At 69.4% G+C, this 15,596-nt stretch carries 14 protein-coding genes; 9 read left to right on the forward strand and 5 right to left on the reverse strand.

The features are described from left to right. Positions 1–157 precede the first annotated feature (157 nt). From CGQ25_RS02575 to CGQ25_RS02585, 3 genes are read left to right on the forward strand one after another with little or no spacing between them, the layout of a single operon-like run. The gene (locus tag CGQ25_RS02575) at positions 158–628 is read left to right on the forward strand and encodes a hypothetical protein (protein ID WP_208711674.1); all 471 of its coding nucleotides are present in this window, start codon (positions 158–160) and stop codon (positions 626–628) included. Next, a complete protein-coding gene (locus tag CGQ25_RS02580; RefSeq protein WP_208711675.1) occupies positions 625–1,632 on the forward strand; it encodes a hypothetical protein in 1,008 nt (335 codons plus the stop codon). The genes CGQ25_RS02575 and CGQ25_RS02580 overlap by 4 nt, the downstream gene beginning before the upstream one ends. Next, positions 1,629–2,222 (forward strand): hypothetical protein, encoded by a 594-nt coding sequence (locus CGQ25_RS02585; protein ID WP_208711676.1) that lies wholly within the window; start codon positions 1,629–1,631, stop codon positions 2,220–2,222. The genes CGQ25_RS02580 and CGQ25_RS02585 overlap by 4 nt, the downstream gene beginning before the upstream one ends. On the opposite strand, the gene CGQ25_RS02590 is transcribed toward CGQ25_RS02585, so the two are convergent. Further along, positions 2,211–3,455: a helix-turn-helix transcriptional regulator gene (locus tag CGQ25_RS02590; RefSeq protein WP_208711677.1), complete on the reverse strand. Its 1,245-nt coding sequence runs from the start codon at positions 3,453–3,455 to the stop codon at positions 2,211–2,213. The two genes, CGQ25_RS02585 and CGQ25_RS02590, sit on opposite strands and share 12 nt — an antisense overlap. A 194-nt stretch (positions 3,456–3,649) precedes the next feature. On the opposite strand from CGQ25_RS02590, the gene CGQ25_RS02595 reads away from it, so the two are divergent. Beyond that, positions 3,650–6,427: a transglycosylase SLT domain-containing protein gene (locus CGQ25_RS02595; RefSeq protein WP_208711678.1), complete on the forward strand. Its 2,778-nt coding sequence runs from the start codon at positions 3,650–3,652 to the stop codon at positions 6,425–6,427. Between the two features lie 25 nt (positions 6,428–6,452). Here CGQ25_RS02595 and CGQ25_RS02600 read toward each other — a convergent pair whose 3' ends face one another. Then, complete coding sequence (locus CGQ25_RS02600) at positions 6,453–7,487, reverse strand: NAD-dependent epimerase/dehydratase family protein (protein ID WP_208711679.1); 1,035 nt, start codon at positions 7,485–7,487, stop codon at positions 6,453–6,455. A 275-nt stretch (positions 7,488–7,762) separates the two neighbouring features. Between CGQ25_RS02600 and CGQ25_RS02605 the strand changes: the two genes are divergently transcribed. Both CGQ25_RS02605 and CGQ25_RS02610 read left to right on the forward strand, forming a co-directional pair. Next, positions 7,763–9,373, forward strand: a complete 1,611-nt coding sequence (locus CGQ25_RS02605) for an MFS transporter (RefSeq protein ID WP_255405522.1) — start codon at positions 7,763–7,765, stop codon at positions 9,371–9,373. A gap of 16 nt (positions 9,374–9,389) precedes the next feature. Further along, positions 9,390–10,148, forward strand: coding sequence for a dienelactone hydrolase family protein (locus tag CGQ25_RS02610; protein WP_208712829.1), 759 nt, complete (start codon positions 9,390–9,392; stop codon positions 10,146–10,148). A gap of 74 nt (positions 10,149–10,222) precedes the next feature. Here the strand turns inward: CGQ25_RS02610 and CGQ25_RS02615 are convergent, their stop codons facing one another. After that, entirely contained in the window at positions 10,223–12,388 is a 2,166-nt protein-coding gene (locus CGQ25_RS02615; protein WP_208711681.1) for a transglycosylase domain-containing protein, read from the reverse strand. After that, the gene (locus CGQ25_RS02620; RefSeq protein WP_208711682.1) at positions 12,388–13,062 is read right to left on the reverse strand and encodes a hypothetical protein; all 675 of its coding nucleotides are present in this window, start codon (positions 13,060–13,062) and stop codon (positions 12,388–12,390) included. Before CGQ25_RS02620 ends, CGQ25_RS02615 begins: the two co-directional genes overlap by 1 nt. Positions 13,063–13,141: 79 nt before the next feature. Here CGQ25_RS02620 and CGQ25_RS02625 point away from each other — a divergent pair, with 79 nt between their 5' ends. After that, on the forward strand, positions 13,142–13,606 hold the full coding sequence (locus CGQ25_RS02625) for a GatB/YqeY domain-containing protein (RefSeq protein WP_208711683.1): 465 nt from the start codon (positions 13,142–13,144) through the stop codon (positions 13,604–13,606). A gap of 90 nt (positions 13,607–13,696) precedes the next feature. Here CGQ25_RS02625 and CGQ25_RS02630 read toward each other — a convergent pair whose 3' ends face one another. After that, positions 13,697–14,317: an L-threonylcarbamoyladenylate synthase gene (locus tag CGQ25_RS02630; RefSeq protein ID WP_208711684.1), complete on the reverse strand. Its 621-nt coding sequence runs from the start codon at positions 14,315–14,317 to the stop codon at positions 13,697–13,699. Positions 14,318–14,398: 81 nt separating this feature from the next. Here CGQ25_RS02630 and CGQ25_RS02635 point away from each other — a divergent pair, with 81 nt between their 5' ends. Both CGQ25_RS02635 and CGQ25_RS02640 read left to right on the forward strand, forming a co-directional pair. Continuing rightward, positions 14,399–14,638 (forward strand): hypothetical protein, encoded by a 240-nt coding sequence (locus CGQ25_RS02635; RefSeq protein WP_208711685.1) that lies wholly within the window; start codon positions 14,399–14,401, stop codon positions 14,636–14,638. A gap of 63 nt (positions 14,639–14,701) precedes the next feature. Then, a complete protein-coding gene (locus tag CGQ25_RS02640) occupies positions 14,702–15,562 on the forward strand; it encodes a metal-dependent hydrolase (protein WP_369802315.1) in 861 nt (286 codons plus the stop codon). The last annotated feature ends 34 nt before the right edge of the window (positions 15,563–15,596 follow it).

The following is a 15,596-nucleotide window of genomic DNA, read 5'->3' on the forward strand; positions in this document are numbered from 1 at the left end:
CTTTCCCGGGGCCCAGGCGAATCATGCCCGGCCGAGGAGGCGAATGACCGCGTCTGCGGTGAGTGCGGGCGGAGGTTAGTCTTGGTCTCATGCGAGAGAATTTGCCGGGCGGAATGGCGCCGTGAGGAGGCGCCTCCTGCGTGATGGCTTGGGTCCTGTGCGGAGGGAAGCCGCCGAGGCTGTTTCCCGACTCCGCCTCGGTTCTGCCTTCGGCTTCCAAGAGCTGGTGGATTCGGTGGCCCGATACCGCGGCACCCGGCTCGATATCAGGGCTGTGCCGAGCCTCGGCAAAGGTGAGGTCAGTGCACTGTGGCTGTCCATGCGCGACGTCGAGCTGATCCTTCACGTGGACACCGATTCCGAGCTTTATCGGGAACAGATAATTCTGCACGAGCTCGCCCACATGATTCTGGGACATGATCTTCAGGAAACACGTTCCATCGCGCAGAATTCCCTTCTTCCCGATCTCCCGGCGGCTTTGATCCAAGGTGCGCTCGCCCGCTGCCGCGAGCGGAGCCGAATTGAACTCGCCGCTGAGGTGCTCGCCGATCTGCTCGCGAAAGGCCTGAGTGCCTCGCGTGTGCCGTCCGGAGGGGAACCGCTCAAGTTCTCAGAAGTGTTCGGATGACGGTGCACGTTGTGGCTGCAGCGGCTCTGGGCCTCCTGGCTCTGCTCCGTCTGCCTGCACTCGTGAGGCGGGGAGACTGCGTCTTCTTCGTCGCAGTCTTCGCAGCAGTCGCCTCGGTCCTGGACGTTGCCCCGATTGCAACGGCGGTGGACGCGGCGGTGGGCGTGCGCGGGATGGCCGCCCTTCTGGGCGGGCTGCTCATGATCGCGGCCTTCGGCGCCATCCGCCTGTCCGTCCTGAGAGCAGTCGTCCCCGAGGCGGACGTCCAGGACGAAGTGCAGCGAGCGATTCTCCTCACCTGGGTCGCCGCCGCGATGTACCTCGGCTCCTTCCTCTGCATGTGGCTCGTCGCGCCGGGCAGCCCAGGAGCCGGCGAGGCACTCCTGACCAGGGTCGCCAAGGAATCGGATGTCGGAGCGTTTGTCTGCGGGACCGTGCTGAACGGCTTCTTGGCGCTCGCCTCGCTCTCCGTCCTGCGCGCGTGCCTCCGACACGTGCCCGACATGGCGTCCACGGCCTTCCGCATGGGCTTTGCCTGCGTGGGCGCAGGCAGCGTGCTGCGCATCGGATCCCAGGCTGTGCAGGAAGCGAGGGCAGTCCTCATCATGCTCGGCCGACCCGAGCTCGGCGCCGTCCCCCTGGACTCGCTGAGCCTCGTCCTCGGCGGGACCTCGATGCTGATGATGGCACTCGGGCTGACCCTCCCGGCACTGCTCCGCCATCTCGCCCCTTTGGGCGTTCGTCACCGTCTCCAGCTCCTCAGGCTCGTCCGCGTGTGGCGTCGCACCACCGCGGTGTATCCAGAAGTGGTGGTCCACCGCAGCCTGACGCCGGCCCACGGAGTGTTCTCGGGAGAACCGAGGGCATACCTGCATCGGGCCGTCGTGGAGCTCATCGACTGCGAAGTGCTTTCGGGCGGACGGCTCTTCACCGACCGTGAGCGCGGTGCGCTGTGCCAGGCAGAGTCGATGCTGTATGCGTCACCTGTCAGGGTTGCGGGATGACGCAGCGCAGGAGCGGACTCCGGATTCTCGGGTACGTGTGCGTCACGGCCACCCTGACGTTCACGGGGGTGTCAGCTCTTCAGGCCGTGGTCAACCCGCCCCTGAAGCAGCTCGAGCAACTGTGGCCGCCTCAAGAGGGCGCGCCTCCTGCCCCGCTGCCCACGAGCGCGGCTGAGGATGCCGGAAACGGCCACATGGCGCCCACGCCTGAGGGGGACTCGCCGGCAGCCCAGCTGCCGTGGTGGGCGTGCGACGCCGGTTGCTCTCAGCCGCCGGCCACGCCGTCGGGCCATGCCGACGGCGCGGCTGCTGGTCCCGGATCGTCGCGGGACAAACGGAGCCACGAGAAGTCCGACGTCGACCCGGGACTCACCTCGGACGAGGGCGCCGGGCCGACGGCTCGCCCGGAGCCGCGGGCCCAGGACGGGAATTCCGCCGGCAAGTCGGCGCCGCCAGCCTCTGGGCGGGACGACCGGGGCACGGGGGAGGCGACGAGGCCCGACGACGAGGGCGTGGGCCGGGCGCCGAGCGGAAAGCCGCTGCCGAGCCAGGGGACCCAAGGCCAGGGGCAGTCCGACTCATCCAGATGACGTGCGGAACGAGGTGCGTGTTTCGACTGCAGCGCTGATGCATTCGTTGACCCTGTTCCATGCCCCGGCGTCGGCGAAGTGCTGCCGTGCGGCGTCGAGCTGTTCGAGCGCGTCGGAGGTGCGTCGGAGGGTCCCGAGCGTGCGCCCGTAGAGGAGCGCGACCTCCCCGGCGGGGTAGGGCCCGAGGTCGAGGGCTTCCGGTGCAAGGTCCTCGAGCCGCTCCGCGGCTGCGGCGGGGTCTCCCGAGAGGTAGAGCCACTGGGCGCGGATGAGCGCGACATCGAGATGGTCGCGCCGGCTGCCGCCAACGATCTCGAGGGACATCTCCGCCCGTTCAAGGGCGGCGAGGGTAGCGGGCTCGACGCGCCCCGCTGCGAGCCGCGCGGCGGCGGTGGCTTTATTGAACTGGGCCCAGAGCCCCAGGTCCTGGGCGGGTGAGAGGAGCGCCGCGGCGCGCTCGTGACGGTCGACTCCCTCTTCGCAGTCGCTGCGCATGAATGCGACATTGCCGATCGCCCACTCGACCTGGCCGGCGAGCTGGGGCGATGTGCCGTCGACGAGCGAGGCGAGGTGCCGGCAGTGCTCCCACGCCTCATCGAGGTGCCCACGGTCCGCCAGCGCGGCGACCAGGACATTGAGGGCGCTGACGTGGGTCGTCGACGAGTGCGCGTACCGTTCGGCCAGTGCGACGGCTTCCCGGGCCCGCTGCACCGCGGCATCCAGCTGGCCGAGTCCGTGGCACGAGGCAGCGAGGAGCTGCTGTGCCCGGCCAGCCAGAGAAGGGGACTCTGCGACGATCGGGTGGCCGAGGAGCTGATCGGCGAGTCGCTGGCACTCGGCGAGGTCTCCCTGCTTGAGGGCGCACTCGGCCTGCATGTAAGTCATGTTCCACCAGTCGCTGTGGTGGCCGCTCGCCAGGGCCAGCTGGGCCGCCGCCTCAGCATGCGACGCTGACCGGGCGTAGTCCCTCCCGTCCCACGCGTCGCGGGCACTGAGCTCAGCGAGGACGAATTCGGCGTCGTGGGCACGAGCCTCCTGGAGTGGGTCGAGGTCGCTGGGGGCGACTTTCAGGCGGTCTGCCAATTCGGCGAGGACGCCGGGAGTCGGTTCACGAAGGCCGGACTCGAGCATCGAGATATAGACCGCGGAGCAGAGGTTCCTGCCGAGTTCGGCCTGCGACAGGCCTCGCTCCATTCGCTTCGACTGCAGGCGAGCGCCGAATCGGACACCCATGCTCAACTCCTCCGCACGCTGGTACAGGGCTTGTGGCGCGGATTGGCCCTTTTCAACGGCTGACTCCGGCGACGCCTGTTCGGGAACATGTATATCATTCCTTTTACATGTAAAAGATCCTCTGGAGGTAGGGGCGTTTACATGTCCGCCTTTCACTGATCTCGGGCGAGAATTCGCCCAACCGGAGGACACGCATGCGCCGTCGCACCCCCAAGCACCGCGCCGAGCGCACGAAGCGTCCTGCGGCTGCCCCGCCCCGGGCCGCGGCAGCCGTTGCCGTGGCAGTGGCGCTCGCCGCCGTCCAGCAGGGCACGACCGCGAACGCCGCTCAGGCCGCGGCCTCCGCACAGGGCTCGGCGCCGTCCGTACTGGCCGCCGCCTACCCCCAGCGCACGGCCCAGATCAGCGTCACCCTGGTGACGCTGCAGACACGGGACAAGACCGCTGCGGATGCTGCATCACTGGATGTGGCGGCCTACCGCACCGCGATCCAGTCGGCCAGTGCGTACTGGTCGTCGATGTCGGCGGGCAGGATCGGGCTGCGCCTCGACCGCGTCCTGGCAGGCCAGCGGACTTCAGCCGCCTCCGGGGACGACTTCACGGTCATCATGGACACGGTTGCACGGGAGATCGGATGGACCCCGGGGACGGCCAACGTCCTGATGCTGGCGATTCCGCGCGACGACGTCGTCGTGTACGGCGCGGGAGGGAACCTCGGTGCGGGATGGGAGTCGGGGCAGACGAGCGGGCGCATCCTCCTCCCGAGGCAGTCCAACTTCACGGCTCCGGTGACGGCCCATGAGATGGGGCATGTCCTCGGGCTCGGGCACGCCAATACCCTCCAGTGCACCAACGGGGCAGCGGACTCGACACGGTCCATCGGGCGCTTCAGCGACAGCGCCTGCAGCACCCGCGAGTACGGCGACCGCACCGACCTGATGGGCGTGTCGCAATGGAGCCAGCCGCACCTGAATTCCTACCTCTTCGAGTACGGCGGATTCGGACGCGGAGACGAAGTCCTGGACATCGGCACTCCGGGGTCCCCCACGAGCTACATCCTCACGCCGTGGGCGGGCACGGGCCCCAGGAGGGCCGTGAAGTTCCGGGACCCCGCGACCGGTGAGTGGTACTACCTGCAGTTCAAGGCCCCGACGGGGTACGACGCTCCCACCGCCCTCGGCGGCAACCGCGGTGTAGAGATCATCAAGGGCAGTCTGGACGAGACGGAGTCGCTGCTCATCCCTCCGAGCACCCGCCCGTTCGCCGGCTACTACGCCACGGATCTGGCCTGGCAGCCCGGCCAGACCTTCACCACGGCCGGCGGGGCCAGAGTCACCGTCGACGCCGTCGGCGCGACCGCGACCGTCACCGTCGCCGCCAAGAACGCGCCGCCAGCCGCGGTAGCGTCACTCATCGACGCGAAGGCCGCCCAGGCCGGGCTGGGTTCTGCCTACGGCGACTTCGGCGCCATCCGCAGCGGCGGCTTCTACCGCATGTACCAGAGGGGTGCCGTGGTCTGGACGGCGGTCACGGGAGCGCGCGTCTCCACAGGCGCGATCCGGAGCGCCTGGCAGCGGCAGGGCTTCGAGAACGGCTACCTCGGGTATCCCACTACGGACGAGATCCGGGGCCTGCGCGACGGCGGCGTGTACCAGATGTACGAAGGGGGCGCGATCGTCTGGAATCCCCTCACCGGAGCGTTCGAATCCGGCGGTGCGATCCGAGCGGCATGGCTGAGGTTCGGGCTCGAGAACGGCAAGCTCGGGTACCCCGTCACCGACGAGATCCGGGGCCTGCGCAACGGAGGCTCCTACCAGGCCTACCAGGGCGGCGTGATTGTCTGGTCGTCCACCACGGGGGCTCGCGAGTCCGGCGGGGGAATCCGTACCGCGTGGCAGCGGCAGGGCTCGGAGAACGGCTACCTCGGGTACCCCACGACGGACGAGGTCAGGGGCCTGCGCGACGGCGGTGTGTACCAGATGTACCAGGGCGGTGCCATCGTCTGGTCCCCCCAGACGGGCGCACACGAGTCCGCCGGTGCGATCCGGGCAGCATGGCTGCGGTTCGGCCTGGAGAACGGCAAGTTCGGCTACCCCACCACGGACGAGGTCAGGGGCCTGCGCAACGGAGGTTCCTACCAGGCCTACCAAGGCGGACTGATCATGTGGTCGCCCACGACCGGAGCGCATGAATCGAGCGGCGGCATCCGCGCGGCGTGGCAGCGGCGCGGCTTCGAGAACGGCTACCTCGGATACCCGACCACCGACGAGATCCGGGGCCTGCGCGACGGCGGCGTGTACCAGATGTACCAGGGTGGCGCGATCATCTGGTCGCCGAAGACGGGAGCGCACGAGTCGGGCGGAGCCATCCGCCAGGCATGGGCGGGACTCGGCTATGAGGGCGGCACTCTCGGCTACCCCACGAGCGACGAGTACGCCATCACGGGTGGCGTGGCCCAGGACTTCGAGGGCGGTCGCATCGAATGGCGCCCAGGTTCCGGCATATCCGTCGTCGATTCGCTCCGGGCAGGAGGAAGCACGGGCACGATCATCGCCGCGCCGACTCCGACGGCGACGGAGTCCCCGGCACAGATCCAGTCGATGGTCCGCCAGACCGCCTCCCAGATGGGGGTCGATCCCGCTCTCGCGCTTGCTGTGGCCGAGCAGGAGTCGGGCTTCCGCCAGAACGTCACCTCATCCGTCGGGGCGGTGGGAGTCATGCAGATCATGCCGGCGAACAGGGACTGGCTCGCCAGCCTCACCGGCCGGCCGAACCTCGACCTGACGAAGACGGCGGACAACATCGCCGCCGGCGTGGCCCTGCTCCGCTGGCTCCGCTCGAACGCGTCCAGCCTCGACCAGGCGCTCGCCGGCTACTACCAGGGCCTCGGCTCGGTGCAGACCCGAGGCATGTACGAGGACACCAAGACCTATGTCGCACAGGTCAAGGCCCGCATGGCGAAGTTCGTCTGAGCCCCGGCCACCGGTTCCCGCGGGCTCAGCTTGTGGCGCCCTGGTCTCCGGGACGCAGCGCCGCGGATGCCTGGACCCCGGACGCCTGCTGCATGCCCCCGAGGACGGCCGACACTGCTTCCTGGGAGCTCCGCTGCGGCTGCCAGCCGAGCTCGGTCTGGGCGCGGGTTGTGTCCATGATCGGAACCTGCATCGCCATATCGATCCATCCGGGATCGGTGCGCTGCACACGGAGCTCCCACGAGAGCCACACCACGCTTCTCAGCGCCGCCGCCGGTACGGGGACCGATCGCCGGGCCCCGAGCACGGGAGTCAGCGTCTGCGGGTCGAGCACCGGTTCGGCGGCGATGTTGAAGGCACCCCGCGCACGGACCGCGAGGACCCGGGCATACGCGTCTGCCGCGTCCTCGGCATGCACGGCCTGGAAGGCCATGCCCGGCGGCATCGGCAGGACGGGCACCCGCGCCCGGGCCACCTGCTGGGGGATGAACCGCCCGAGGAAGAACCGCCCGACCTCGGACGCCTGCCCCGACTGGAAGATCAGGCCGGGACGGAGCCGGGCCACCGCGATCTCCGGATGGTCCGCCTCGAAGCGGTCCAGAATGCGCTCGACCTCGGCCTTCTGCCGGCTGTAGTGCGAGGTGTGGAGTCCGCCGGTCGGCCACGATTCGTCGACTCGGCGATCCTTCGGCCCCGAGCTGTACGCGCCCACCGACGAGGCATAGACGACCTGCTTGACGCCCGCCTGCGCCGCGGCGTCGAACACCCGGGCGCTCCCGTCCACATTGACCCGGCGGAGCTCCTCTTCCCGGTGGTTCGGCTGGATCACCCAAGCGAGATGGACGACGGCGTCGCACCCCTCGAGCGCCGACCGCAGGGCCGCAGTGGCGTCGGGGGCGGCGATGTCCACGGCGCGCCAGGAGGCACTCCGGTACGGCGCCGACGCCGCATCGGGCTCCCGGCGGCCCACCCCGACCAGCTCGTGGCCTCCGTCCGCGGAGAGGGTCCGCAGCAGTGCCGTTCCCACGTTTCCTGTCGCCCCGACGACGGCGATGCGCATGTCTGCTCCTTCGGAAGACGGTGCCTCGGGACCTCCTTTCCCCGCCGCAGCGACGGCAACCAGACGCACGGCAGCGGCAGCCAGGGAATCGGGGGGCAGCCAAGCATTGTTCTCTCGAAAATCGAGAAGTAAGATAACCGAAAAATCTCGCTCTTCCGGGAGGCTCTGACATGACCGGTCCGTCTCGCCCGTCCGGTGGGCTGGCTGCGCAGACAGGGGGGATCGCCGCATCATCGCGGGGGATCGAGGGGCGACGTCGGTGGATCGGGCTCGTCGTGATAAGCCTCGCGGTGTCGCTCATCATCGTGGACTCCACGATTGTCAACGTGGCCATCCCCTCGATCGTTCAGGACCTCGGCATCGATTCGACGGGAGTGCAGTGGGTCCAGGAGTCCTACACGCTCGTCTTCGCGGCCCTCCTGCTTGTCTTCGGCACGCTCGGGGACCGGTATGGCCGGCGACGGCTGCTCCTGATCGGCGTCGTCGTGTTCGCGCTCTCCTCCGTCGTGGCGGCGCTGGCCCCGGACGGCAGCGTCCTCATCGCCTCGCGCCTTGTCCAGGGTGTGGGCGGGGCGATGGTGTTGCCGTCCACCCTCTCGCTGATCAATGCGGGGTTCAGGGGACCGGAGCGTGGAATCGCCTTCGCGGTGTGGGGCTCGACAATCGGAGGAATGTCCGCCGTCGGCCCACTGCTCGGTGGCTGGTTGACTACATCCTTCTCGTGGCGTTGGGCGTTCGGGATCAACATCCCGATCGCCGCGGTCATCGTTGTCGGAGCGCTTGCCGCAGTCGCCGAGTCCAGAGACGGAACCCGTCGTCGTCTCGATCCCGTAGGGGCGGCGCTGTCAGTCGTCGCGTCGGCTTCCTTGGTCTTCGCCCTCATCGAGGGACGCACCTATGGGTGGTGGGCCGTAGAGCACCGCCCGCGCGTCGGATCCTGGGAGTGGCCGGGCGTCATCTCTCCGATCCCCTACGTCCTGGCACTCGCGGTCATCGCAGCCCTCGCCTGCGCCTTCTGGGCCATCCGACGCGATCGCCACGGCAAGGGCAGCATGTTCTCCGTTGAGCTCCTGCGCATACCTTCGTTCCGCAACGGCAATATCGCCGCACTCATCGTCTCGCTTGGCGAGTTCGGCATCATCCTCGTGCTCCCCATCTGGCTCCAGAACGTCCTCGGGTTCAGCGCCCTGGAGACCGGGCTGATCCTTCTCGCGCTCGCGATCGGCTCCTTCGCGGCCAGTGGTCTTGCTGGCGCAGTCGGGCACCGCGCCTCGGCGGTGGTCGTGGTCCGGGTAGGCCTTGCGGCCGAGATCGCCGGGGTTGCCGGCCTCGGCATCGTCATCGGGCCCGACACCACGTGGGGCCTCCTCGTCCCCTTCCTGTTCGTCTATGGCTTCGGTGTTGGACTCGCGACAGCGCAGCTGACCGGCGTCGTGCTCCAGGACGTCCCGGTGACGCTGAGCGGGCAGGCTTCCGGAACCCAGAGCACGTCGCGGCAGATCGGCTCCGCCCTGGGCATCGCCGTCCTCGGGACGGTCCTCTTCTCGTCCGCCGCCGGGGTCTTGGGCAGCTCCCTCGATGCGCGGGGAGTGCCGGCGGACCAGCGCGACTCCATCGTCGCCGCCGTCGTCGACAGCTCCGGGGGCGCCATCGCAAGTCTGGCCGGGTCGCCTGCCACCGCGCAGGCAGCCTCTGATTCGCGGGTGGCGTTCTCCGAGGGGACGCGGCTGGCGGCGTGGTCGGCCGCCGGATTCCTTGCAGTGGGTCTCCTCGCCACACTCTCGCTCAGCCGAGGCGCTGGCGGCCGGCGTCTGCAGGGCGGGCCCCCGGACGAGGGATTGGCAGAACCTTCCCGGGCCGGGGCCCAGCGGCCGCCGGTATCCTGACGCCGTGTCGACTGAAATGATCACGATTCCCGCTCCGGCGGGCACCGCGGAAGCCATCGTCGCCCGTCCGTCGTCCGAGGAGGGCCTGTTTCCCGGCGTCATCCTCTACATGGACGCGTTCGGCCTCCGCCCGCGCATCGAGGAGATGGCCCAGCGCATTGCGGACTGGGGGTACGTGGTCCTGGCCCCGAACGTCTTCTACCGCGAGGGCGCTGCGGCCGAGCTCGCGCCTCAGACCGACATGACCACGCCTGAAGGTCGCGAGGCGGCAGGGAAGGCCGCATTCCCGCGGGTGCGCGGCCTCACTGCGTCCAAGGCCCTGCCCGATATCGACGCCTGGATTGCCGCGCTTCGTGGACTCCCGGGGGTCGCACCCGGACCGATCGGGACGACCGGGTACTGCATGGGTGCGCGCCTTGCCTTGCGCACGGCAGCGGCCCACCCCGAGGCGGTTGCCGCCTGCGGCGGGTTCCACGGCGGCGGCCTCGCGACGGACGAGCCGGACAGCCCTCATCTGGGCCTGCGGCAGGCGAGGGCGCGCTTCGTGTTCGGCCATGCCGACCACGACAGGAGCATGGGTCCCGAGGCAGTGGCACGCCTCGGTGCGGCTCTCGCGGAAGCCGGCCTGACGGCGTCGAACGTGATCTACTCGGGCGCCCCCCACGGCTACACGATGGCGGACACGTCGGCCTACCACGAGGAGGCCGCAGAGCGGCACTTCCGCGAGCTTCGCGAGCTCTTCGACACGACCCTCAGAGGCTCATCGGACCTATGATGGACCTGCTTGAGAAGCGCGCGTTCCCCCGGAGGTGACCTCATCGGCCACCTCCGGGCCCGGTCTCCTGCCAGCTACTTCTTGCCCGTGATGAGCACGGGCGGTGGGGGATCGAACCCGCCGTGGTCGAACAGGCCGACCACCTTCTGCATGTAGAAGGCCCACTGCGGTCCCGCGATGTAGGCGCCGTCGACGCTCGGCCAGAACCTGCCGTTGACCACGACGTTCCGCCCGATCCGGTCCTCCGGGTTGCGCAGCGCCTCGCCGAAGAACGACGCCGTCGCGAGGCCCTTGGTAAACCCCATGACCCAGGTCTGGCTGTTGTACTGGTTCGTACCGGTCTTCGCAGCCGCGGGGACACCGAGCTGGATCGTCTTCCCGGCGTCGTCCTTGATGTTGTAGCCGGAGCCCTTCGTCAGGACGTCCTGGAGCACGTTGGTCACGGCCTTCGCCACGTCGGGGCTGATCGCCCCTGCCCGGCACTTCTGCTCCTGGCCGCCGATCCGCTGCCCGTTGGCGTCCTTCACCTCGGTGATGGAGATCGGGACGCAGTAGGTCCCGTTGGCCGAGAAGGTCGCGAACATGCTCGCCATCGTCACGGGCGACACGTTGGGGCCGCCCAGCAGGTTGCCCAGGGTGGACATGTCCAGCTTCTGGTCCTTGCCCTCGCCGTCGTGCAGTCCGAGCGCGTCCGCTGCCCGCTGGATGTCACAGAAGTCATTGAGGCCGGCCGCCGTGGCGAAGGTCGCGGTGTTGATCGACTGGTAGATCCCCTCACGGACCGGCATGGGCCGGTACCACTGCGGCTCGTTGTTCTGCAGGTCGGGAGCCGTCCCGAGGCCCACCGTCGTGTCGTCGAAGGCGCCGGTGACCTTGGTGCACGTGGTCTTCCACGGGTAGTTGAGCGGGTACCGGCGCTGGGCGGCGTTGACGACCTGGTCAGTCGGCTTGCCCTCGCTGAGCCATGCCGTGAGCGTGACCGGCTTCATCGCGGATCCCGGCTGGAAGCCGCCGGCTCCCCCGAGGTCGTTCCCGTTCGCGTCGAGGCGATCCACGTTGAAGTTGTAGGACGTGACGAAGTCCAACCCCTGGCCTTGGAGCATCCGCGTGTTCTGGGCCATCGAGAGCACCTTGCCCGTGCCCGGCTGGACCGTGGTGAGCGCGGTGCCCCACTTGTCCGGGTTGGCCCCCGCGGTGGCATCCACCTGGGCCTGCGCGGGCGCCTGGAGCCGCGGGTCGAGGGTCGTCGTGATCGTCAGGCCCCCGCGCGTGAGCAGCTGGAGCCGGTCATCCGCCGTCGCGCCGTAGGCGGGGTCGTTGAGGATCTGGTGGAGGACGTAGTCGCAGAAGTACTGGGCCTGGGCCGCGTAGGCGCAGCCCTGCATCGTGGGCTTGACCGCCAGCTGGATCGGGGTCGCGACCGACTCCGTGTACTGGGCCTGCGTGATGTACCCCCGCTTGAGCATCGCGTCGAGGACCAGGTTGCGGCGCTGGAGCGAGTTGTCCGGGTTCGTGACGGGATCGTAGACCGAGGGCCCGTTGACGAGCCCGGCGAGGAGGGCCGCCTGCGGAATCGTGAGGTCCTTCGCGTCGACCGAGAAGAAGTGCTGGCTTGCGGCCTGGATCCCATACGCATCGCGGTTGAAGAACACGATGTTGAGGTACCCCTCGAGGATCTGGTCCTTGGAGTACTGCTTCTCGAGCGCGATCGCGAGCTTCATCTCGCGGAGCTTGTCGCCGATGCTCTTCTGGCCGTTGAGCAGCACCGCCGGGTCCTCGCCCTGGGCGATGGCGTTCTCCTTGAGGACGTTGGCGACGTACTGCTGTGTGAGGGTGGAGGCGCCCTGCCTGTCGCCCCGGAAATTCGCCATGACGGCTCGCAGGATGCCGGTGGTGTCCACGCCCCCGTGCTCGTAGAAGCGGTAGTCCTCGATCGCGATGATGGCATTCGTGATGTTCGGCGACATGGCCGCGAGGGGGACCGGTGTCCGGTTCTCGCTGTAGACCGAGGCGATTGGCGACCCGTCCGCCGCGACGATCTTCGTCACGCGCGCCGGAGGCGTCACCTTCAGCTCCGAGGGGAGGCTGTCGAAGAACTGCACGGAGCCGTTCGCGGCGCCCCACGTGGCGGCGACCGTCGGGGCCAGGAAGCCGACCGCCAGGACACCGCACAGGGCGCTGACGGCGAGGAAGGCCACGAGCCTCCCCAGGGTCCTGGCCAGGGCGGACAACCATCTCATCAAGGACCGTCCTCACTCAGGCGCCTCAGGTACGTGTCAACGTTATAGGGGCTCCCGGGCGGGGGCTGCGAAGGGTCCGCCGGCGGCTCGGGGCGTGGCGGGGAAGCGTCGGGTCGGGCAGCGGGCCCGTAGTGGCGGTCCTCGAAGCCCTGCCGCCGCTGACGGCGGAGGAACGCCAGCCAGCTCGAGCCCACGACGACCAGCACGAACGGGACCCCGGCGACCCGCCCGATGTCGAGGAAGGCCAGGCACACGAGCACCAGCACGAGCCAGCGGGCCCCGAACGCGGCGAGATTGACCGGCGGTGCACTGCGCCCTGCGCGCCACAGGGGCCGCGGGTCGGCGCCCACTGCGCGCAGGATGCGCTCTGCCTGCCCGATCGTGAGCCCGCGGAGGCTCGGCGTCTGGCCGGTCTGCTGCCAGACCGCTCGGCGCACGTAGGCGACCTGCAGGGGCAGCGCGGGAGGAGTGCCGTCCGGGGCCAGGAGCGCGCGCCAGACGGAGGTGGTCTGCTGGCTGACGACGCCGAGGCCTTCCCGCCGCGGTCGGGTCACGCGTGTTCGGGGGTCGGCCTGCCGCTCCTGGGGAAGCGGGGCGGGACGGCGGGCAGTAGCCGAGGTGCGGTACGACCGTCCGTGCCGCGCCCCCCGGACCCGGTAGTGGATGTGCCCCACGGGACCTCCTCTGGCTTCCTCCATTGTAGGAGCGCCTACCCTTGTGAAAGGTAGGTTTCAGCGTCAGGAAGGTGTCCCCATGTCCACGCTCAAGGAGCGGCTCCAAGCCGATGTCGTGGCCCACATGAAGTCGGGCAACAGGACCGCGCTGACGACGGTGCGCAACGTTCTCGGCGAGATCGAGACCCGGGAGAAGTCCGGGAAGGCTCCCGTGACCCTCGATGATGCCCAGCTCACCTCGCTCCTGCAGAAGGAGGCCTCCAAGCGCCGCGAGACCGCCGAGATCTACTCGCAGGCAGGTGAGGCGGAGCGCGCCTCTGCGGAGATCGCCGAGGCCGAGGTCATCGAGGCGTACCTCCCGAAGCCTCTCACCCGCGACGAGGTCGAGGCGATCGTCGACGAGGTCGTCGCTGGCCTCAGGGCCGGGGGGACGGAACCCGGGATGCGCCAGATGGGCCAGGTCATGAAGCCCGTGACCGCGAAGGTCGCCGGACGCTTCGACGGCAAGGCGGTCAGCGAGATCGTCCGCTCCCGGCTCGCTTAGGCTTCCCTGCCGGCGTGCCTCCCTGCCTGCGCGCGGCGGGCAGACGACGGCGCGCGGGGGCCCGCCGTCGTGCTCCCCAGTAGCGCTGGGCTACTCGAACCGGCTCGGATCGCCGGCGCCGTAGCGGGCGATCTCGGCGACGCCGGAAGAGAAGTCGATGACGGTGGTCGGCTCGGAGCCGCACTCGCCGGCGTCGATCACCGCGTCCACCGCGTGGTCGAGGCGCTCTTTGATTTCCCACCCGTCGGTGAGCGGCTCCTCCTCATCGGGAAGGAGGAGGGTCGAGGAGAGGAGGGGCTCTCGGAGCTCGGCCAGGAGCGCTCGGACCACCGCGTGGTCCGGAATCCTCACGCCCACGGTCTTCTTCTTGGGGTGGAGCATGCGCTTGGGCACCTCGCGCGTGGCGGGGAGGATGAATGTGTAGGGGCCCGGTGTGACGGCCTTGATGGCACGGAAGACGTCGTTCGGCATGTCCACCAGCTGGCCCAGCTGGGCGAATTCGCGGCACACGAGCGTGAAGTGGTGTTTGTCGTCGAGGTGCCGGATCTGCCGGATGCGGTCGAGCGCCTCGCGGTTGCCCATCACCGCACCGAGGGCGTAGCACGAGTCTGTCGGATAGGCGATGAGGCCACCGTCCCGGAGGATCTGCACCGCCTGGCCGATGGCGCGGGGCTGCGGGTCGACCGGGTGGACGTCGAAGAATCTGGCCATGTGCGCCAGCCTACGCCGTGGGATCGCAACTCTCCGGGCCGCCGTACGAGAAATGTCGGAGCCGCTCTCTAGCCTGAAAACATGAGCACTGCAGCAGTCATCGCCTCGCCTGAGCGGACCCACCCCAAGGCCGCGTCTCCCCGTCCCCTGCACCTCGCCGAGGACGCGTGCCGCGACTGCGGCCACGCCCTCGCCCAGTTCGAGGAGCACCGGTGCGCGGACTGCGAGGATCTCAGCCTCCACATGGAGTGCCGCGACTGTGGGAGGATCCTCGCCGAGGCCGACCTCGGAGCTGGCGCCTGCGCCAGCTGCCTCGGGTGAGCTCCCGGCCTTGAACCTCTCGCACTACCGTCCCGTCCACGGCGGGAGGGCTCCGCGCGCATGATGGGAGCCCATCACGCGGCCTGTGGCGCAGCAGCCTGGGTCGCGGTGACCACCAGATTCACCATCGACATCTCTCCCGCGACCGTCCCGCTTGGGTTCGGGCACGTTGGGGTGGACATCGGCTGGCCGCTCTTCGAGTCCACGCCCGCCGGGGTCGTCGTCGGCGCGCTCGTGACCGCCGGCGCGGCGCTCCTTCCCGACGCCGACCACCGCAGCGCGACCATCGCCCAGTCCCTGCCGCCGGTCTCCAATGCGTTCTGCGCGGGGATCGGCACAGTGTCGGGCGGCCACCGGAACGGCACCCACTCGCTCGTGGGAATCGCCGCCTTCGTCACGCTTGCCTGGTTCGCGGGGCAGTGGACGGTCGAGACCGACCTCTGGGGGACCGTGTACGTCGGGGCAGGCCTGGCTTCGCTCCTGCTCGTCTCGTTCGCCGCCAAGGTCCTCGGCATCCTGCCCGACGGCGTCCAGAAGCTCCCGTGGCTCCTGGCCGTTCCGCTGGCCCTCTTCGTGGCCGCCTTCGCCCCGGACCAGGAGGACTGGTTCCCGCTCGCCGTCGCGCTCGGCACCGCGGTCCACATCGCGGGGGACATGCTGACGACAGGCGGCTGCAACCTCGTCTGGCCGTTTCGCTTCCGCCGGCCCAAGATCCTGCACAAGGTCCCCATCATCCGGTGGATGTGGCGTCGCGGCGGGCACCTCTCGATCCCCGTCCTCGGCGACGCCGGGTCGTGGCGGGAGTGGCTCATGCTCGTCCCCGTCAGCGTCTACGCGATCGCTGGGGTCGGCACTGCCCTCTACGCGCTCGGGAAGGCGGGCATCCTCTGGGCTGCGGTGAACCTCGGGGTCCTCGCCCGATGAGGCACCGCGGCGGGGGAGGCCGGCATGGGGAGTG

The sequence above is a fragment of the Sinomonas sp. R1AF57 genome (assembly GCF_002224485.1).
Classification (GTDB): domain Bacteria; phylum Actinomycetota; class Actinomycetes; order Actinomycetales; family Micrococcaceae; genus Sinomonas; species Sinomonas flava.